Genomic DNA, 17,019 nt, shown 5'->3' with positions numbered 1-17,019 from the left:
TAGGTTTGATTGAAACAGTCAAACCCAGAGGGTGGATTTATAAGCTCCACTACTTAGTAGAGTTAGGTGACCCAAATGAAGACCGAACGCGCGAAGGAGATACTCCTTCAGCTCTTGAAGATACCCTCCCCTTCCGGCCAGGAAGACCGGATAATGCTTCACATCATGGAGTTTCTCCACAAGCTGGACTACGATGTCCACATCGAGAGCGACGGCCAGATAATAGACCTGGTCGTCAATCCGGATGCGGATCTTTTCTATGAGGTTCACGTCGACACTATAGGAGTGAGGGCCGAGCCCTTCGTGAGGGGGAACATAGTCTACGGAACGGGTGCGAGCGACATTAAGGGAGGGGCTGCCGCCATACTCCTTATGCTTGAGAACCTGCGCAGGGAGGGAAAAGACCTCAACGTCGGTATAGTCTTTGTCAGCGACGAGGAGCACGGCGGACACGGCAGCGCCCTCTTCATGGAGCGCTACAAGCCCAAGATGGCCGTTGTTCTGGAGCCAACAGATTTGGAAGTCCACATCGCCCACGCCGGCAACATCGAGGCCTATTTCGAGGTTGACGGCAAAGAGGCCCACGGTGCCTGTCCCGAGAGCGGAATAAACGCGATAGACCAGACGTTCAAGATGCTGGATGAGTTCAAAAAGCTCGAACCCTTCAACGCTAAAGGCAAGTACTTCGACGCCCACATCGGCCTTCAGGAGCTGGTCTGTGAAAACCCATACTACCTAATCCCGGCACTCTGCAAGGGGCGTGTGGAGGCCAGGCTCCTGCCTGACCAGGAGGTTGAGGACATACTTGACCTCATGGAGCCGATATTTGAGGAGTACACCATCAGGTATGAATACACGGAAATATGGGACGGCTACGAGCTTGAACCCGACGAGGAGATTGTCCAGCTTGCCAAAAAGGCGATGGAGGTCACGGATATAGACGAGTTCGGCGGGATGAGGAGCTGGACTGATGCCATAAACTTCATGTACAACGGCACCAGAACCATAGTCTTCGGACCCGGCAACCTCGACATCTCGCACACGAAAAACGAACACATCGATGTCAGGGACGTTGTTACCGCGAGCGAGTTTCTAAAGGCCCTCAACGAGATTTATGGGAAGGGTGAGTGATGGAAGCCTTATCGGGAGGGACTCCCACCAGTAACTGGTGAGGGGTTTGCCCCTCAGGACCGGAGGGCCTTCTCTATGACGGGGTCTGTTATCCGGTACTCGTTTCCCCTCTTTTCCAAGTAGCCATAGCGGACGAGATTCTTTACCTCAGTGTAGAGAGTCCCCTTGTTGATCTCCCTGCCCTCTATCCTCTCAATGTATTCCTTTATTGCCCTCCATGAGCGGTAGCCCTCAGCAACGGCCGCCACGATGCGGAGATACCTTGGTGAGTAGCGCGAAAGCTCGTCTATTATGTCCCTTTTTGCCCTCTGGAAGACCTCTCCAATTGCAGTCGTGTGGTCCTTCCCTCTGTACCTCATCCACCCGTATTCTCTAAGCCATCCAACGATGCCGTCAAGTGTCTCAACTGCACTTTCCAGCTCCCGCTCTGGAACCTCCATCCCGAGCTCTTCAAAACCTCTCCTCAGGTAGAGAAGGCTTTCGCCCCTGCTGAAGCGCTCGAGGTGTATGATCTCGTGCTCCCTTTTGTAGAGGGGAGAGTGCCTGTCGTTGAACCCCAAGAATTCTTCGAGTATCTGAACTTCCGATCCCGTTAAAATTACGGTTATGTTCTCGTAGCCGTCATTTAGAGATGCAAGGAGAGCCGTGTAATCGTAGTTTGAATACCTCAGGTACTGGGCCTCATCGAAGACGAGGATCGTCCTTTCCTCAGAGCTTTCTATGTCATCCAAGAGGTCTATCAGGTCGTATTCCATCTCCCTGAACTCCACCCCTACCCCAGCTATCCTGAGGCCCTTTAAGGACTTCAGGAGCTTCATCACGGGCGCATAGCTTTTCCGTGAGGCTAACCCCCTAACTATCTCCTTCTTGAGCACTTCAGGGGATATGGTCCTGTGGACACCCCACAGCTTTCTCACATCGATGTAGGCTCCGGGGAGATCGACCTCGTTGAGAAGAACCTTTACCAACGTGGTTTTGCCAACCCTTCTGATCCCGGTGAGGACGATCAGGGGGACTCCGTCATTTAGGGCTCTAATTAGCTGGTTGAACTCATAGTCCCTATCGAAGATTTCCTGCTTTGATTTCTTGATCCTACCAAACAGCATAGGACACCCCATACTGTATGGGGGGTACCGACATATTTAAGCATTGTTGCTCTGGGATGGTCATGAGTCATGATGTGCTTTTACCCGCGGAGTTTTCTTCCTCGCCCTTCTTCCTCTCCACCCAAAACCTTCTCGTCCTTATGAACTGCCTCTCGCGCTCCATGAGCGCCACCAGGAGTGCTTCCCCCTTATACTGGCTTAGAATCCTCGCGGCCGTGTCCGGCCCCGTTCCGTAGCTCGCCAGCGCCAAAACAGCCTCGAAGCCGTAGGAATCAACCAGATCGGCGGCCTTGAGCAGCTTCCTGTAGGTTCTCTCCTCCTTTCTCTCCAGCGGCTTTCCGTGGCGAACCTTCTCAAGCACCGGCAGGAACTCTTCCGCATCAATTGGATGAGCTACTGCCAGCATCTTTGAGCCGCAGCGCGGGCACTCTCTATCCTCGATGCGCCTCAGGCGGGAAACCCTTGTCTTCGAGTGCCAGCCGCAGTTTGTACAAACTAAAACGACCTCGTGCTCCAGAAGCCTGTTCCTGAACAGCTCCAGTATCTCGTCCCTCTCCAGGACGCCGGAGAGCAGAAATTCGCCTGTTACCGTCATGTTGAGCCTTGCCAGCGACGATGGTTCACTCCTAAGGGCAGTCTTCACCCTCATCGTGCCCCTCCTGAGCATCTCCAGCACCAGCTCCCCCTTGCGAACGTCCACCTTGTCGTGGTAGAGCTCGTTGAGGGTTTCCCTTTCAATGACAGTCCCTTCAAAGAGCCTCTCAACGCGCCTTATCTTCGCGTCCCTCCTCAAAGCCCCGAAGCGCTTCGCCACGTTCAGCATGCGCCAGCGGTAGGCGTGTGAATCCCTCAGAGCGCGGGAGACTATGAACCCAAGGCTATCAGGCTCCTGGTAGATGTAGCCCTTTACCTCCTCCGGGTTCAGCTGGAACGGTGTTTTAAACACAACGGCATGCGCCTGCGCCCTGACCGAGAACACCCTGCCGTAACGGAGGATTAAAAACGAATGCACAAGCCTTCCAATGGCTTCGTTGGCCCTGTTGCCAAAGTCGGCGTGTATAACGAGCGCCTTGGGCGTGCTCTCGACGACAATGTCCCTGTCGGTCGAGAACGGCTCGTTCTTTATCTCCTCGAAGGCTCTTCTCAGCTCATCCTCCCTGAACACGACCCCCTCCAAAAGCCCCTTGGCCTTCTCGAAGTCAAAGGCCAGCTCCCTCTTCAGCCTGCCGACGTCGATGGCAACACCGAAGGGGACAGGAATCATCTCGCCCTCCCAGCTTGGAATGGCACTCTCAAGGCTCCTGCTCTCACGCACCTTCAAGAGTCTCGCCTCGTCATCAATTTCAAGCACTATCCAGCTCCGCCCGTTCATCACGAAGTCCATGCCCTCCTCAAGATCCATCACGAACCTCTCGTCAAGCCTCCCGATGATGTGCCCGCCTCCGGCATCGAAGACCCTCCAAGAAACCTCGTCCGGAATCGTCGAGAGGTTCTCGTAGTAGTACTGGAACGCCCCCCTCCGCAGGTAGAGGAGGTTTTTCTCATCGTCGTAGCCGATTAACCTGGCCTCTTCAAGGACACGAAGAACGTCGAGGTAGTCCTCCCAGCTCAGCTCTCTGTAAACGTAGGCCCTCCTCGCTATCTCGTAGGGCCTCTCGCGCGGCAGTCTCTTGTACTCAATGAGCAGGCCGACTATGAAGTGCGCAAGAACATCGAGGCCGCCGATGGGTTCAACCGCCTCGAAACGTCCCTCAAGGGCGTGTCTCGCTATCACGAGGCTCTGGAGGTAGTCCTCGACGTTGGAAGTTATGACGTAGCCCTCGCTCACCTCTCCTATCCGGTGCTTGGCCCGACCAACGCGCTGGACGAGCCTGTTCACCTGCCTCGGGCTCATATACTGAATCACAACGTCGACGTCGCCTATGTCTATGCCCAGCTCCATCGAGGACGTGCAGATTAGAGCCCTGATTTTGCCCTCCTTGAGGGCCCTCTCCGCTCTAACGCGCGCCTCCCTTGAAAGCGAGCCGTGGTGGACCCCGACCGGCTTGCCCCAGGCCTTCAGCCTGTGCGCCAGAATCTCGGCAAACTGTCTCGTGTTCGTGAATATGAGGGCTCTTCCATGCTTTTCAACTATCTCCCAGAGGAGCCTTAAGCGAGCCGCTATCTCGGGGGAGAGGCTCAGCTCTCTGGCCAGCTCCATGTCCTTCTCGCCGGGCGCTGGGTAGAGGACGTGGAAGCGGTAGCTCTTCCTCCAGCTGGGCTTCACTGTGACGTCGGCCTTCAGCCACTCCCGCACTTCATCCTCGTTGCCGACGGTAGCGGTCATGCCTATCCTCCTGAAGTCCGCGATCTCGGCCAAACGTTCAAGGCCAAGGAGAAGCTGCGCCCCGCGCTTGTTGTCCACCAGCTCGGCTATCTCATCGACGATGACAAACCTCACGTTTTCGAGGTGCCTTCTGAGTGATTTAACCGTCAAAATCACGCCGAGGGTTTCCGGGGTTATTATGAGCATCTGGGGTGGGTTCTTCGTCTGTTTAGCCTTCCTGTATGCCGAGGTGTCTCCGTGCCTGACCTCGACGCTTATTCCAAGTTTTTTACCCCACCACTCCAGTCTCTCAAGCAGATCCCTGTTAAGGGCCTTGAGCGGGGCGATATAGAGGGCGGAAATGGGTTTAAGATCGTTCTCAAGGATTTCGTTGAAGACTGGCAGAACGGCCGCTTCCGTCTTTCCAGAGCCGGTTGGGGCGATTATGAGGACGCTCTTTCCCGAACTAACCTCGCGGAACGCGCCCGTCTGGACCTCGTTGAGCCTCCCGAAGCGCTCCCTGATGGCCTTTCTCAGTAGAGGGTGCATGATGAAAAATGAGCGGGGTGGTTTATAAGCACAACCTCCGTTAATTTTATAAACGATATATCGTCCGATACATCGGTGATAGAATATGAACGGTGCCAGGGATAATGGAACCTACGACATGGCCTACGCCAAGAGGGCAATGCTGGTAGTGGTCATCCTACCGCTCCTCGTGATGTACACGGAGGCGATGCTCACCCCGGCACTGCCGACGATACAGAAGGAGTTTGGAATAGACCCCAACGACGTCAGCTGGGTTCTCACGATTTACCTCCTCGTCGGGACGGTAAGCGCCGCCATATTCGGCAAGCTTGGGGACATGTACGGCAAGAAGAGGATGTTTCTGGTCGCTCTCGGCTTCTACACGCTCGGCGTCATCCTCAACGGCTTTGCCCCGAGCTTTCACTGGCTTCTCGTTTCCCGCGGAATCCAGGGGCTCGGAATGGCGATATTCCCGCTGGCATTCAGCCTCGTCCGTGAGGAGTTCCCGCCCGAGATGGTGCCGCAGGTTCAGGGAATGATAAGCGCCATGTTTGGCGTTGGTATGGTCATCGCGCTTCCCCTTGGGGCTTATGTGACCCAGAACTACGGGTGGAGATGGACGTACCACTCGGCGGCACCCTTCGCGGTTCTCATGTTCATCCTTGCCTGGAGGGTTCTCCGCGAGAGCCGCTACGTGAACCCCGGAAAGCTCGACTGGCCGGGGGCGCTCTTCCTGGTCTGGGCGGTCGTGCCAGCCCTCGTCGCCGTGACAAGGGCACCCAACGTCGGCTGGGGGGCGGAGCAGACGCTCGTTCTCTTTGGCGTTTCCGTCGTTGGACTCATTGCCCTCTACCTCTGGGAGAAGAGGGCCGACAACCCGCTGATCCCGCTCGGCATAATATCATCCAGAAACCCGGCCATAGTGAACCTAGGAATAATGTTCGCGGCCTTCGGAATATCCATGATGAGCCAGGCAAACACCTACATCTTCCAGATGAAGCCCCCCTACGGCTTTGGCAAGACTATACTTGAAAGCGGCCTGCTCATGACCCCGATGGCCGGTGTCATGCTGGTCATAGCCCCCCTCGCCGGCAAGCTGATGCCCAGGGTAGGTGCGAAGCCCCTCGCCATAACCGGTGCACTGACAGCAAGTGCAGGCCTGGCTCTGCTCTCCCAGTACGCCACCCAGCTCTCCCTTCCCCAGTTCGTGGCCCTCATAACGGTCGTCGGAGCCGGGATAACACTAATGAACGTCTCCTTCATCAACGTGCTGGTGTTCTCGGTTCCGCCGAGGGTCATGGGAGTGGCGACCGGTGCCAACAGCCTGTTCAGGAACTTCGGCTCGACCTGGGGGCCGGCCATAGCGGGAACCGTCATGAGCACCTACTACATACTCGTGCACATCCCCCAGATTCCGGTGCCCATCAAGATACCGACGGAGAAGGCCTACGAGGTGCTCTTCGGCACTTCGGCCCTCGTGTACCTCTTCCTCGCCCTGCTAAGCCTGGCCATCGTGGAGGTCATGAAGGGCGGAAAGATACACGAGGTCGAGAACGGGGGAGAAAGGGAAATAACCGTGGGTTGATTCTCCACCCTTCTCTTTTGTATATCTTCATTCTCCCCGGTATGCCCTCAGGTACAGCCCCCTTATTTCCTCGGGCTTCGGTTCGACGGGGTTGAAGAACACCAGCCCGTCGCGGTAGGCCTTCTCGGCCATTTCCTCGACCCTCTCGACGAAGGTTTCCTCATCGACCAGTTCGCTCAGCCTCGGAACGCCGAGCATCTCGTTGAGTTCCTTAACGACTTCAATTAGGTCCTTCGCCGTCTGGAAGCCCAGCTCCCTGGCTATCTCCGCGTAGCGCTTCCTCGCGTAGTCGCTCCTCTCGGCGTTGAACTCCATCACGTGGGGAAGGAATATCGCGTTGAGAAGTCCATGCGGCCCTATCCACGCCGCCTTGTGGCTCATCGCGTGGCAGAGGCCGAGACGCGCGTTGAGGAACGCTATCCCCGCCATCGTCGCCGCGTAGTGAACCCTCGCCCTTGCTTCCTCGTCGCCCCTGACCGAGAGCGGGAGCCACCTGTAAACGGTCTTTATCGCCTTAATCGCCATGGCGTCGCTGAATGGGCTGGCGACCTTGGTTGTGTAGGCCTCTATTCCATGAACCAGGACGTCAAGGCCCGAGTTCCTCGCGACTTCCGCGGGCATCGTCCTTGGCAGCCGGGGATCGAGGATGGCCACGTCGGGCGCTATCTCCGGCGTGACTATGTTGTATTTGACACCGCCCTTCTTCAGCACGCTCGCCCCCGAAACCTCGCTCCCCGCACCGCTCGTCGAGGGTATCGCTATTAGCCTTGTCCTCAGCTTTGGAACTGGCTTCGGCTTCGAAAACCTGTCTATGAAGGCTATCTCCTCAAAGTTCAGCCAGGGGGCATCGTAGAAGACCTTCAACGCCTTGGTAGTGTCGATGACACTGCCCCCTCCCATGGCCACCAGGAGGTCGGGCTCGAACTCCCTCACCTTGGGCAGAAACTCCTCTATGACCTCAACGCTCGGCTCCGCTGGAAGGCCCGCTATCGAGAAGACCTCAGCGCCGGCCTCCTTCACGTAGTCCTCGGCCTCGCTCAGGAAGCCGTGCCTCTTCATCGAGCGGGAAGCTAAGATAAGAACGCGTTCGTGCCCCCTTACTTCCCTGGAGAGCCTTCCGAGGGAGCCCTCGCCCTCGATGAGTCTCGTCTTCAGCCAGAACATCCCCACCACCGGTGAAGGTTGGGCGGGAGGGCTTTTAACGTTCTCGGCTGGGTTAACCTCAAGTTCGAAACCTTTCGGTAGAGAAACTCTTTAATTCTCGCCCTTTTAGCCAATATTCGATGCTGGTAAGGGGCAAGGTCGTCGGCGAGAACTTTACCGCACCCTTTGAGATTCTAAAGACTGGGGACGGTATTTCCCTCAGGGTCGAACTCCCGGGTGAGCCCTTTGAGTACTCGACGGACTGCTCCTGCCTGGAACCCCTTGAGCTTCTCGGCCTCCTCCTGCCGGCCATAGAGGAAGAAATCGGGGAGATAAAAGGGGTCTTCGTCGAGGAGGTCATCGAGGAAAAGAGAAGAAAGACTCACTCCATTTTGAACAGTCTCTTCAAATTCCTCTCGAAGGGCGGGTAAACGACGCCCCTATCTGTTATTATGCCTGTCAGGTACCTGTGCGGTGTAACGTCGAAGGCCGGGTTGTAAACGTCCACATCGGGGGCAATCCTGCAACCACCGCAGGTCAAAACTTCCTCCGGCTTCCTTTCCTCGATGGGTATCTCCTTCCCGCTCTTGAGGCTCATGTCTATCGTCGAGAGCGGTGCCACCGTGAAGAACGGTATCCCGTGTTCTTTAGCAAGGACCGCCAGAGTATAGGTGCCTATCTTGTTGGCGAAGTCGCCGTTGGCCACTATTCTGTCCGCCCCGACTATTATTGCATCCACCATTCCCTGCTGCATCACGAAGCCGGCCATGTTGTCGGATATGAGCCTGAGCGGAATGCCGTCGTAGTGGTACTCCCAGGCGGAAAGCCTGGCGCCCTGAAGAACCGGCCTCGTCTCGTCCACCCAGAGGAGCTTGAGCGTCCCGTCCTTGTTCATAACCCTCAGGACGGCCCCAACCGTTCCGAGCTGGACGGTCGCTAGGCTCCCCGCGTTGCAGTGAGTGAGAACGTTCCCCTCGGGCAGGGCTTCAGCTCCATAGTGCCCCATCCTTAGGTTGGCTTCGACGTCCTCGTCCGCTATCTTCTGTGCCTCGGCGACGATGAGCCTTTTTATCTCACCCATAGGGCTCTCAAGGTTCTCCTCAACGAGCCTCTTGATCCTGTTGAGAGCCCAGAATAGGTTCACAGCGGTTGGCCTCGTGTTCTTCAGCCTGTCATAGGCACTGTAAAATCCATCCATGAACTCGTCCTTGGTTTTTGCCTTCGTCGTGTCCGCGTAGAGCGCGAGACCGAAGGCGGCGGCGGCACCGATAGCCGGCGCACCGCGGACCTTCATCGTGACTATTGCCTCGGCCACCTCATCGACGGTCGTCAGCTCTATGGTTTTGAACTCCCTCGGAAGGAGCGTCTGATCGATCATGATGACCTTTCCGGTTTCATAGGTCACGCTCCTCGGGAGCCTCGTGAGTTCTTCAGGTCTGTACCTTATCTCCACAGCCACCACCCCAAAGGGTTTAAGGAAGGAACTTAAATCTCCTTCGGTGGTTGAAATGACGCTGAGGATATTCGTTACCGGCCCTGCGGGAGTTGGGAAGACAACGCTCGTGGAGCGCGTTGCTAAAGAGGCCGACCGCTGGGGCTATCTGGTTGGCGGAATGATCACGAGAGAAGTGCGCAGGGGCGGAAGGCGCGTGGGGTTCAGGATCACCGCCCTCGACACAGGGGAGGAGGGCACTCTGGCGAGCATCAGGGGAACGTCGCATCTGCCGGGTGTTCCCTTCGGGAAGTACGTCGTCCACGTCGATGAGATTGAGAGGGTTGCCGTTCCGGCGATAAAGCGCGCCCTGGTTGAAGCAGACCTTGTGGTTATAGACGAAATCGGCCCGATGGAATACAAGAGCGATGAGTTCGTAAGGGCAGTCGGGAAAGTCCTGAAATCAGAAAAGCCCCTTCTGGCAGTTGTCCACAGGAGGATGGCCGATAAGTTCCGCCCCCTTGGGAAGCTCTATACGCTGAGCGTCGAGAACAGAAACAGAACCTTCGCTGAGGTGCTCGATGAAGTTATGAAAGAGTTGAAGGGAGTCAGAGGTTGAGGCTGTCCTTACAGCTCTCACATATCCACTTCTCGCCGCCCTCGATGTAGACCTTGTAGAGTGGGCCGTACTGACCGCAGAGCTCACAGATGCCGTAAACCTCGGTCTCCTCACTTACCTCCTCGGCTTCACTGCTGTACGTGTTGAGCGCAGCGAGAAGATCCGCCGCGGTGACAAAGCCTATTGGCCTTCCGAGCCTGGTAACGAGGAGCCTTCTGATGCCCTTATCCATCATCTTGTCGATGGCATCCTGGACCTCGTAGTCGTCCTCGATTGTTATCGGGTTCTTGGTCATGACCTCCTCGACCTTAACGGTCTTCGGATCGCGCCCCTTCGCGACGACCTTGTCGAGTATATCGCGGTCGGTTATTATTCCAACGATCTCGTCACCCTTAACCACAACGGCACTACCCACTTTGTTCTTTGAGAGGATTCTGGCGACTCTGTGGACGGTGTCGCCCGGCTTGACGATAACTGCCTTCCTCTTAACCACTTGTCCCACGGCTATCCTAGGTGCCATTTTATCACCTCGCCAACGGGGGTTGGGGGAGAAACTTAAAAAGCTTTCTTCAAACACGGCGCCTCAGAAGGTACGAAGCGAGGAGAAACGTTAAGACGAATGCCACAACGGCGAGGATTACCGGAAGGCTTGAACTACCCGCGGCCGGAGCGGTGGACGACGTTACAGATGTTGTCGTCTGAAGCGCCGCCTCGGTACTCGTGTTGGTCGCCATCGGCACAAGGGCCTTCTCTGGCGTCGACATTATAGTGACGTTGTTTGCCTCGTAGGGGACACCCGGCCCAGTATTGCCCATTGGACTCAGCAGGCTACGCGATACGGCGTACACCCCGGCGGAGATTAGACCCGCTATCGAGAGGCTGATGACATGGAGTCTCTCAAAACCCAGAACCGCCTTCTTCTTAACCTTGGCGACACTTTTTCTTGGAATCAGGAGAATAGGTCGGTTGGATGCCCTGTAAAGCTTGACCTCCTGCAGTCTCTTCCCGTACTTCTTCCCCGCTACCTCGATGAGGCCGACTTTGAGCATCTTGTCGATGTGATACGATACCGTGGAAATCGGAAGATTCAGCTCGCGCGATATCTCGCTTATCGAAAGGGCCTGGTCTTCCAGAAGGTGAAGGATGGCTATCGCTTTTTCGTTCATTAGGATCTGGGCAAGTTCTTTCGCCCTTTCGTCATGGATATCTATGGTCTCGTAGTCCAAGCGGTGCCACCTGGGGAGAATAGGGCGGGGACGTATTAAAGCTTTTCACAGCTTCAAGCTTGCTTGAAGTCATCAGAAGGGGCGTGAGAGTAAAAGGAAAGGGAGCTTAAATTCACGGCTTCTCCAGGATGATCTCGATGGTCGAGGTGTTGGCGGTCCTGCCGTCGGCAGTCGGGAGCTCCTCGGTGCCGATCTTGATCTCCTTGACCCTGACCTCTGGGAGGAACCTGTTCCTGACGATCTCGGCGACGTCAACGGCCCTGCTGATAGCCCTACCGCGAGCCTTAACGCTGACCTCCTTAGCGCCCTCGTTGAACTGGGTTATCACGGCGAGGACGTAGTTCATAACCGGCTTCTTTCCGATGTAGACGACATGCTCCTCTGCCATCTTTGGCACCTCCGGAATTTTGTCGTTAACCTGTCGTGGGATTTTGGTTAAATACTTTTCGGTATTTTCCCTGTTTATTGGACAATCCTGTGGCTTTAATGGATTAATCGAATGTTCATCCATGCTCCTGCAAATTCGTGTTAAGCGAAAGGTTTTAAGGATTAAAAATTGCCATAGACCTGGTGATAATATGGCCGTTCATCCCATTGATTACCGCTACGGAAGCGAGGAAATGAGGCGCATCTGGGACGAGGAGAATAAACTCCAAAAGCTTCTCGATGTTGAGGCGGCCCTGGCCCGGGCACACGCAAAGCTCGGCAACATCCCTGAAGAAAGCGCCAGGGTAATCTCTGAGAGGGCCAACACTAAGTGGGTCAAAGTGGAGCGCGTCAAGGAGATAGAGGCCGAGATACACCACGATATAATGGCGGTCGTCAAGGCCCTGAGCGAGGTATGCGGCGAGCACGGCAAGTACGTCCATCTGGGAGCAACTTCAAACGATATAATAGACACCACCAACGCCCTTCTAATAAAGGAGAGCCTGGCCATAGTCGAGGACGACCTCAAGGAGATACGCTCAATCCTCAAGAACCTCGCCAGAGAGCACAAGTACACCGTCTGTATAGGAAGGACCCACGGCCAGCACGCGGTCCCGACGACCTACGGCATGAAGTTTGCGATATGGCTCGATGAGATACAGCGGCACCTGGACAGGATAGAGGAGCTGAAGGAAAGGATTCTGGTTGGTCAGATGAGCGGCGCAGTTGGGACGATGGCGAGCTTTGGCGATAAGGGCATCGAGATACAGCGCCTCGTTATGGAGGATCTCGGGCTGAAACCTGCCAGGATAAGCAACCAGATAATCCAGCGCGACGTCTACGCGGAACTTATGATGGTTTTGGCGCTCATAGCCTCGACCCTCGACAAGATCGCTCTCGAGATAAGGAACCTCCAGAGAACGGAGATACTTGAGATTAGTGAGCCGTTCGGGAGGAGACAGGTCGGCTCTTCGACCATGCCGCACAAGAGGAATCCCATCAGGAGTGAAAAGGTGAGCGGTCTGGCGAGGGTTCTCTACTCGAACGTGATCCCCGCGCTGCTGAACAACCCCCTCTGGCACGAGAGAGACCTCACAAACTCCTCCGTTGAGAGGGTCATCCTTCCGGAGAGTTTCGTCCTCCTTGACGAGATGCTCAAGAGCATTAAGAAGGTTCTCGCCGGTTTGGAGTTCTTCCCGGAGAACATTAAGAGGAACCTCTACATGACCAACAACCTCATCATGGCCGAGCCGCTGATGCTGAAGCTGACGGAAAGGGGAATGGGGAGACAGGAGGCGCATGAACTCGTCAGGAGGCTTGCTATGCGGGCGTTCAGAGAGAACAGAGACCTGATGACCCTTGCCAGAGAAAACGGAGACGTGAAAAAGTTCCTGAGTGATGGCGATTTTGAGAGCCTGAAGCCGGAGAAGTACGTAGGCATGGCACCGCGGATAGTCGATAACGTAATCGCATGGATAGAGGAGAAAGAGCAGAGAGAAGGCGTCTGAGGGTTTAGATTCTTTTTCTCGGTTGTCTCCTCCTGTTTTTATATCTTGTCCCAATGTGCAGATTCACTCTCAAATTTTTCGGTTATTTTTTACTTTTAAAAGTTCTTGCAAAAATATTTTTTAAAATGGAATTTTTAAATATTTTATCAAATTTATATAACACAATTTAAAGACGTTTTTATTAGTTGGCAAATTGATGACATTAAAATTACTGTTAAAAATGTTAATATTTTTGGATTTTTAACTATTCTGTACAGTAATTATGGCACAATGCACACATTGTTGGGGGATTGTGGCTGCAGTGACCTAGATCACCTGGCCTCCACTGGGTCTTTTCCAGAATGTGGTATTTTGAGTTGTGAGAGCGGGCATCTATGTCACAAAATTGGATTACGATTAAAGGTGGTTATAATGGGTTGGCGCGTGCCGGTGGGAATTCCAACGGTTCTACCCCGGCAAAGCTATGTGTGTATGCTGATATCACACTCACAAGTGGGCCCCAGATAGGTCTTCTGGGACTAGTGCCGGGGGTTGAATTTCAGTTAGATTCACGGTACGTCTTAAATAACGGCGGCAGTGAATGGTCCATACCACCTCCGCTCCTTGTGAATAGTGCCTGCAGACTGCTGGTTGTGGACTCAGGTTCTGCGATCTACTCAAAAGCACCAGCCCACCGCCCGCCCTTTCAATGCACTTTTATGTCTACGTAAATTAGATATAATGCACATTATATCTAATTTTGGTGCACCAAGCTGGACATTTAAAGGGCCGTCCACGGCACGCGCAGGTAGAATGGATTCCCGAATATGAAGATGCGTAATCATCCCCTGTGGCTGCCTGCCCTTGGGGGAGAGATCACGGTGGCTTTCCTCAAACGGCCGTCTCTCCCAACTGTGATTTCGGCACGCCTTCTTGTGGATAGCAGTGCCCTAGAACGCCGCATGTGGGTTGCCTGTCCCCACTGTGACTTGCAAACGGTGTAACAGAATGGCACCGGTATAAATACCCCCTGTCGTCCAGAGGTTCAGTAATCGTGTTCCCCGGTTCTTGGGCCTTTCTGATGTCTTTAGCGTAAGCATGCATGCCTATACCCTCACGGCAGATGACCACTTTCGATTGTAACCCATCTTTTGTCTGTTCGGTCGAGATCTATGATTATTATTCTGCCTTAATGAAAGTTTTCGTGATAATGTCATACTCCAAGCACCAGCCGTGTGCCTTTTGGGTGCTTTTTGGCATGATTAATTTTCTGCGATAGTAAATTTTTTGAATTTTTTACCTTTTTAGACAGTATTTTTGTTTTGAATTTAAATGTTATATTTACATAACAACTAAAATATTCAAGTTTTAACTTTTTATTAAAGTTGCTATTTTAACTCTTACTTTTATTATTCTAATATCGCCCGTCAATAGTCACAATTCACCCAAAAATTTGAGAGACAGAAACCTGCACAAAAATTAGGGGGACCTAAAAATAGCGGAGTGTTGTAACAGCTTTAATCACGTGAAGAAGCACGGCCAGAGTATGGTCCAGCTATTAGGGCTCAATTATCCCTCTTCTTCTGTCATCCCTTTGGGAACCTCGTTGCCCTGGGGCAGGATGATAAGCTCCCTCCCCTCGACCAGCATCTGGGCAACCTTTTTTCTGGCCGAGCTTAGCGCCCTCCACACGGTGCCCCGAGAGACCCCCATTCTCTTTCCAGCCTCCTCCTGGGTCAGGCCCTCATGATCCACCAGCCTAAGGGCCTCAAATTCCTCGTAGGTCATGAAAATCGGTGGTTTTGGCTGACCTATCGGGGGCAACGCGGGATAGAAATGCCTAACCTCAGGAACGAACCCGATCATCCTCATCTTCCTTCGTCTTCCCCTTCCGCGGCCCCGACCACGAGCACCCATTGGCATGGTTATCAAAATCCATTGATGTTTGGGGTTTATAGGCTTTCTGTCCAGTAAGGATTATAACTCATCCCGCCGACTCCTGAGTGGTGAGAGACATGGGCTTTCATGTGACCGAGAGGAAGATAGGCTGGCACAAGGACTTTGACAGCTCACACTTTCTTGCACTCCCCTACGAGAGCAAGTGCCTCCGCATACATGGCCACACGTACAACGTTGACGTCGAGATATGGGGCGACGTTAATGAGAACGGCATGATATTCGACTTCAACCATCTCAGCAGGCTCATAAAGCTCCTCGACCACAGGATCCTCGTGAGTGAGAAGTGGGTTGTGGAGAGGAGGGAAGGCCTTATTGTTATTGAAAAGAACGGAAAACATCTGGAACTGCCTGCTGGTGAGGCCGTAGTCTTGGATAAGCCCAACGTTACGGCTGAGTACATAGCGGAGTGGTTCGCAGAGAGGATAGCGGAAAAGGCAGGGAACAATGTGAAGAAAATCCGGGTCAGGATATGGGAAGACCCGAGGAGCTACGCCGAGGTAACGCTCCAGAGGTAACCCTTGATAGAGGCCTTCCTAATTTTCCTTAAATCTTTCTGTCAAAACCCGTAAAATAGTATGATCCTCAACTTCTCTTGAGGCGATGTTATAAAGTGGATACCCGTGAGCACGTCCACGTTGACCGCGTGAGTTCTACTGTACGATGCGATGTACGCGTACTTCAAGAAGCAGATCGAGAAGGGGAAGGCTTAGCAGCCTCTATCCCTCTTTTCAGGTATCTCTCCCTCAACGCCGCACCTTTCGTAGAGCGATTTCAGCATTTCCTCCGTCTTTTTCTTGAGTTCCTTGAAATACTCCTCCTCGAACGTCTCCTCAGCCTCGAGGGCCAAGAAGTATGCAGTTTTCATGTAGGCTGCTCCCATCTCGCAGTCGCTCTTCTCGGCTATTCTCTCCGCTATGCTCACAAGGTAGCCGACGAAGGAGTGGAGAATCCTGAGGTAGTCGTTTCCAAAGCCGTTCTCGTTGAGCCATCCTTTCAGCGTCAGGAACAGCTTGAAGGTTGGAACCTCAACGCTCTCGTCGTTGAAGCGGCGGTACCTGATGAGCAGGTACTGGAAGACCGAGATGAGGAACTTTCCAACGTCTGCCTTCGTTCCACCGCTGGCCTCGACGAACTCCTCGAACTCCCTGAGGCCGCCCCTCCCGCTCTCTCCAAAGGCAACCAATACTGTCCCGTAGGGCGTGGAGTACTGGGAGAAGTCAACGTTCTCCAGCTCGGGTATCTCCGGGAACACGCTCATGATCGCTTCCCTGATGTCCATTCCTCTCACCCAAACGGTTAAATCGAGGTGCGCTTATTAGCTTTGAGGTGAGCATCGTGAGGTTTTCAAGGGGACGGAATTTCCTCTTTCGGATTCCAGAGGGGGAAGAGTTCCTTGAATTTATCAACCGATTTGCAAAGAAAAACAACATCCTCATTGGGGCGGTTAGTGCGATAGGCACCCTGAGGAATCCAAAGATAGGCTACTTCGATGAGGAGGCGGGAGAGTACAAGGTCATCTCGCTCAGGGGGACCTATGAGCTGGTCTCTCTTTTGGGCAACATAAGCATAAAGGACGGTGAGCCGTTCGCGCATATCCATGTTGCCCTTGGGGACTCCGACGGCATGCTCTACGGCGGTCACCTCATCGAGGGTGAGGTCTTCGTGGCCGAGGTCTTTATACAGGAACTCCTCGGGGAAATCCTTGAGAGGAAACCGCAGGAGAACGGGCTGGCACTGTGGGACATCGAGTGAATTCACTCCCTTTTCCTCTTATTCTTTACTATCCTGAAAACGGCACCGCAGAAGATTAAGATTCCAAGGGCAACTCCGGGTATCCACGTTGTGACAACCAGAGGCACTGACCTGGGAATAAACGGGGCAACGACCGCCACCACAAACCCGAGAAGGGCGAATACTCTCAAGGGAACCATCGGAAGCCGATCCGAGTACTCTGCGTGTGGGGAACTGATGTCTAGATATAGGAGTACTCCGAGGAGAATGTACAGAATCCACACACCCGTCTGTTGTCTTAGGGGCGGGATACCTTCGGGGAACAGGTAGAGTCCCAGGAG

At 54.1% G+C, this 17,019-nt stretch carries 17 protein-coding genes; 7 read left to right on the top strand and 10 right to left on the bottom strand.

The window, feature by feature from the left end; genetic code table 11:
• Positions 1 to 75 precede the first annotated feature (75 nt).
• Positions 76 to 1,131: a M20/M25/M40 family metallo-hydrolase gene (locus F7C11_RS10790; RefSeq protein ID WP_297093297.1), complete on the top strand. Its 1,056-nt coding sequence runs from the start codon at positions 76 to 78 to the stop codon at positions 1,129 to 1,131.
• A 53-nt stretch (positions 1,132 to 1,184) separates the two neighbouring features.
• Here F7C11_RS10790 and F7C11_RS10785 read toward each other — a convergent pair whose 3' ends face one another.
• Together F7C11_RS10785 and F7C11_RS10780 are read right to left on the bottom strand one after the other, a co-directional pair.
• Complete coding sequence (locus tag F7C11_RS10785) at positions 1,185 to 2,237, bottom strand: ATP-binding protein (RefSeq protein WP_297093295.1); 1,053 nt, start codon at positions 2,235 to 2,237, stop codon at positions 1,185 to 1,187.
• A gap of 67 nt (positions 2,238 to 2,304) precedes the next feature.
• Positions 2,305 to 5,091: a DEAD/DEAH box helicase gene (locus tag F7C11_RS10780; RefSeq protein ID WP_297093293.1), complete on the bottom strand. Its 2,787-nt coding sequence runs from the start codon at positions 5,089 to 5,091 to the stop codon at positions 2,305 to 2,307.
• 85 nt (positions 5,092 to 5,176) lie between these two features.
• Here F7C11_RS10780 and F7C11_RS10775 point away from each other — a divergent pair, with 85 nt between their 5' ends.
• Entirely contained in the window at positions 5,177 to 6,655 is a 1,479-nt protein-coding gene (locus F7C11_RS10775; protein ID WP_297093292.1) for an MFS transporter, read from the top strand.
• 27 nt (positions 6,656 to 6,682) lie between these two features.
• On the opposite strand, the gene F7C11_RS10770 is transcribed toward F7C11_RS10775, so the two are convergent.
• Positions 6,683 to 7,819, bottom strand: a complete 1,137-nt coding sequence (locus F7C11_RS10770) for an iron-containing alcohol dehydrogenase (RefSeq protein WP_297093518.1) — start codon at positions 7,817 to 7,819, stop codon at positions 6,683 to 6,685.
• 119 nt (positions 7,820 to 7,938) lie between these two features.
• Here F7C11_RS10770 and F7C11_RS10765 point away from each other — a divergent pair, with 119 nt between their 5' ends.
• Positions 7,939 to 8,229 carry a hypothetical protein gene (locus tag F7C11_RS10765; RefSeq protein ID WP_297093290.1) on the top strand — a complete coding sequence of 97 codons (291 nt, stop codon included), beginning with the start codon at positions 7,939 to 7,941 and terminating at the stop codon, positions 8,227 to 8,229.
• Here the strand turns inward: F7C11_RS10765 and mtnA are convergent.
• Positions 8,181 to 9,251: an S-methyl-5-thioribose-1-phosphate isomerase gene (gene mtnA / locus F7C11_RS10760; protein WP_297093516.1), complete on the bottom strand. Its 1,071-nt coding sequence runs from the start codon at positions 9,249 to 9,251 to the stop codon at positions 8,181 to 8,183. The genes F7C11_RS10765 and mtnA overlap by 49 nt on opposite strands.
• 55 nt (positions 9,252 to 9,306) lie before the next feature.
• Between mtnA and F7C11_RS10755 the strand changes: the two genes are divergently transcribed.
• Positions 9,307 to 9,849, top strand: coding sequence for an NTPase (locus tag F7C11_RS10755; RefSeq protein ID WP_297093514.1), 543 nt, complete (start codon positions 9,307 to 9,309; stop codon positions 9,847 to 9,849).
• Here F7C11_RS10755 and F7C11_RS10750 read toward each other — a convergent pair.
• The 3 genes from F7C11_RS10750 to albA all read right to left on the bottom strand — a co-directional run bounded on the left by F7C11_RS10750 (position 9,839) and on the right by albA (position 11,463).
• Positions 9,839 to 10,369: a cyclic nucleotide-binding/CBS domain-containing protein gene (locus F7C11_RS10750; protein ID WP_297093288.1), complete on the bottom strand. Its 531-nt coding sequence runs from the start codon at positions 10,367 to 10,369 to the stop codon at positions 9,839 to 9,841. The two genes, F7C11_RS10755 and F7C11_RS10750, sit on opposite strands and share 11 nt — an antisense overlap.
• Positions 10,370 to 10,418: 49 nt before the next feature.
• On the bottom strand, positions 10,419 to 11,075 hold the full coding sequence (locus F7C11_RS10745; protein WP_297093286.1) for a transcriptional regulator: 657 nt from the start codon (positions 11,073 to 11,075) through the stop codon (positions 10,419 to 10,421).
• Positions 11,076 to 11,187: 112 nt separating this feature from the next.
• A complete protein-coding gene (gene albA / locus F7C11_RS10740) occupies positions 11,188 to 11,463 on the bottom strand; it encodes a DNA-binding protein Alba (RefSeq protein WP_012571890.1) in 276 nt (91 codons plus the stop codon).
• A 190-nt stretch (positions 11,464 to 11,653) separates the two neighbouring features.
• Between albA and purB the strand changes: the two genes are divergently transcribed.
• The gene (gene purB, locus F7C11_RS10735; protein ID WP_297093282.1) at positions 11,654 to 13,009 is read left to right on the top strand and encodes an adenylosuccinate lyase; all 1,356 of its coding nucleotides are present in this window, start codon (positions 11,654 to 11,656) and stop codon (positions 13,007 to 13,009) included.
• 1,548 nt (positions 13,010 to 14,557) lie between these two features.
• On the opposite strand, the gene F7C11_RS10730 is transcribed toward purB, so the two are convergent.
• Positions 14,558 to 14,911, bottom strand: a complete 354-nt coding sequence (locus F7C11_RS10730; RefSeq protein ID WP_297093281.1) for a DUF134 domain-containing protein — start codon at positions 14,909 to 14,911, stop codon at positions 14,558 to 14,560.
• Positions 14,912 to 15,003: 92 nt separating this feature from the next.
• On the opposite strand from F7C11_RS10730, the gene F7C11_RS10725 reads away from it, so the two are divergent.
• On the top strand, positions 15,004 to 15,462 hold the full coding sequence (locus tag F7C11_RS10725; RefSeq protein ID WP_297093512.1) for a 6-carboxytetrahydropterin synthase: 459 nt from the start codon (positions 15,004 to 15,006) through the stop codon (positions 15,460 to 15,462).
• Positions 15,463 to 15,653: 191 nt separating this feature from the next.
• Here F7C11_RS10725 and F7C11_RS10720 read toward each other — a convergent pair whose 3' ends face one another.
• Positions 15,654 to 16,226, bottom strand: coding sequence for a hypothetical protein (locus tag F7C11_RS10720; RefSeq protein ID WP_297093510.1), 573 nt, complete (start codon positions 16,224 to 16,226; stop codon positions 15,654 to 15,656).
• Between the two features lie 56 nt (positions 16,227 to 16,282).
• On the opposite strand from F7C11_RS10720, the gene F7C11_RS10715 reads away from it, so the two are divergent.
• Positions 16,283 to 16,699, top strand: a complete 417-nt coding sequence (locus tag F7C11_RS10715) for a PPC domain-containing DNA-binding protein (RefSeq protein ID WP_297093278.1) — start codon at positions 16,283 to 16,285, stop codon at positions 16,697 to 16,699.
• A gap of 2 nt (positions 16,700 to 16,701) precedes the next feature.
• Here the strand turns inward: F7C11_RS10715 and F7C11_RS10710 are convergent.
• Positions 16,702 to 17,019, bottom strand: a 318-nt coding sequence (locus tag F7C11_RS10710) for a hypothetical protein (RefSeq protein ID WP_297093276.1), incomplete at its 5' end; no start/stop codon positions are given.

The sequence above is a fragment of the Thermococcus sp. genome (assembly GCF_015521605.1).
In the GTDB taxonomy this organism is placed as follows: domain Archaea; phylum Methanobacteriota_B; class Thermococci; order Thermococcales; family Thermococcaceae; genus Thermococcus.
The sequence above is the reverse complement of the archived record's forward strand: the minus strand, read 5'-3'. Positions and strand labels throughout refer to the sequence as shown.

What these genes read in the sequence shown, in the direction of transcription:
- F7C11_RS10790 (WP_297093297.1), top strand. Translation starts at nt 76, where the DNA reads ATGAAGACCGAACGCGCGAAGGAGATACTCCTTCAGCTCTTGAAGATA.
- F7C11_RS10785 (WP_297093295.1), bottom strand. Translation starts at nt 2,237, where the DNA reads ATGCTGTTTGGTAGGATCAAGAAATCAAAGCAGGAAATCTTCGATAGG.
- F7C11_RS10780 (WP_297093293.1), bottom strand. Translation starts at nt 5,091, where the DNA reads ATGCACCCTCTACTGAGAAAGGCCATCAGGGAGCGCTTCGGGAGGCTC.
- F7C11_RS10775 (WP_297093292.1), top strand. Translation starts at nt 5,177, where the DNA reads ATGAACGGTGCCAGGGATAATGGAACCTACGACATGGCCTACGCCAAG.
- F7C11_RS10770 (WP_297093518.1), bottom strand. Translation starts at nt 7,819, where the DNA reads ATGTTCTGGCTGAAGACGAGACTCATCGAGGGCGAGGGCTCCCTCGGA.
- F7C11_RS10765 (WP_297093290.1), top strand. Translation starts at nt 7,939, where the DNA reads ATGCTGGTAAGGGGCAAGGTCGTCGGCGAGAACTTTACCGCACCCTTT.
- F7C11_RS10755 (WP_297093514.1), top strand. Translation starts at nt 9,307, where the DNA reads ATGACGCTGAGGATATTCGTTACCGGCCCTGCGGGAGTTGGGAAGACA.
- F7C11_RS10750 (WP_297093288.1), bottom strand. Translation starts at nt 10,369, where the DNA reads ATGGCACCTAGGATAGCCGTGGGACAAGTGGTTAAGAGGAAGGCAGTT.
- albA (WP_012571890.1), bottom strand. Translation starts at nt 11,463, where the DNA reads ATGGCAGAGGAGCATGTCGTCTACATCGGAAAGAAGCCGGTTATGAAC.
- purB (WP_297093282.1), top strand. Translation starts at nt 11,654, where the DNA reads ATGGCCGTTCATCCCATTGATTACCGCTACGGAAGCGAGGAAATGAGG.
- F7C11_RS10730 (WP_297093281.1), bottom strand. Translation starts at nt 14,911, where the DNA reads ATGCCAATGGGTGCTCGTGGTCGGGGCCGCGGAAGGGGAAGACGAAGG.
- F7C11_RS10725 (WP_297093512.1), top strand. Translation starts at nt 15,004, where the DNA reads ATGGGCTTTCATGTGACCGAGAGGAAGATAGGCTGGCACAAGGACTTT.
- F7C11_RS10720 (WP_297093510.1), bottom strand. Translation starts at nt 16,226, where the DNA reads ATGGACATCAGGGAAGCGATCATGAGCGTGTTCCCGGAGATACCCGAG.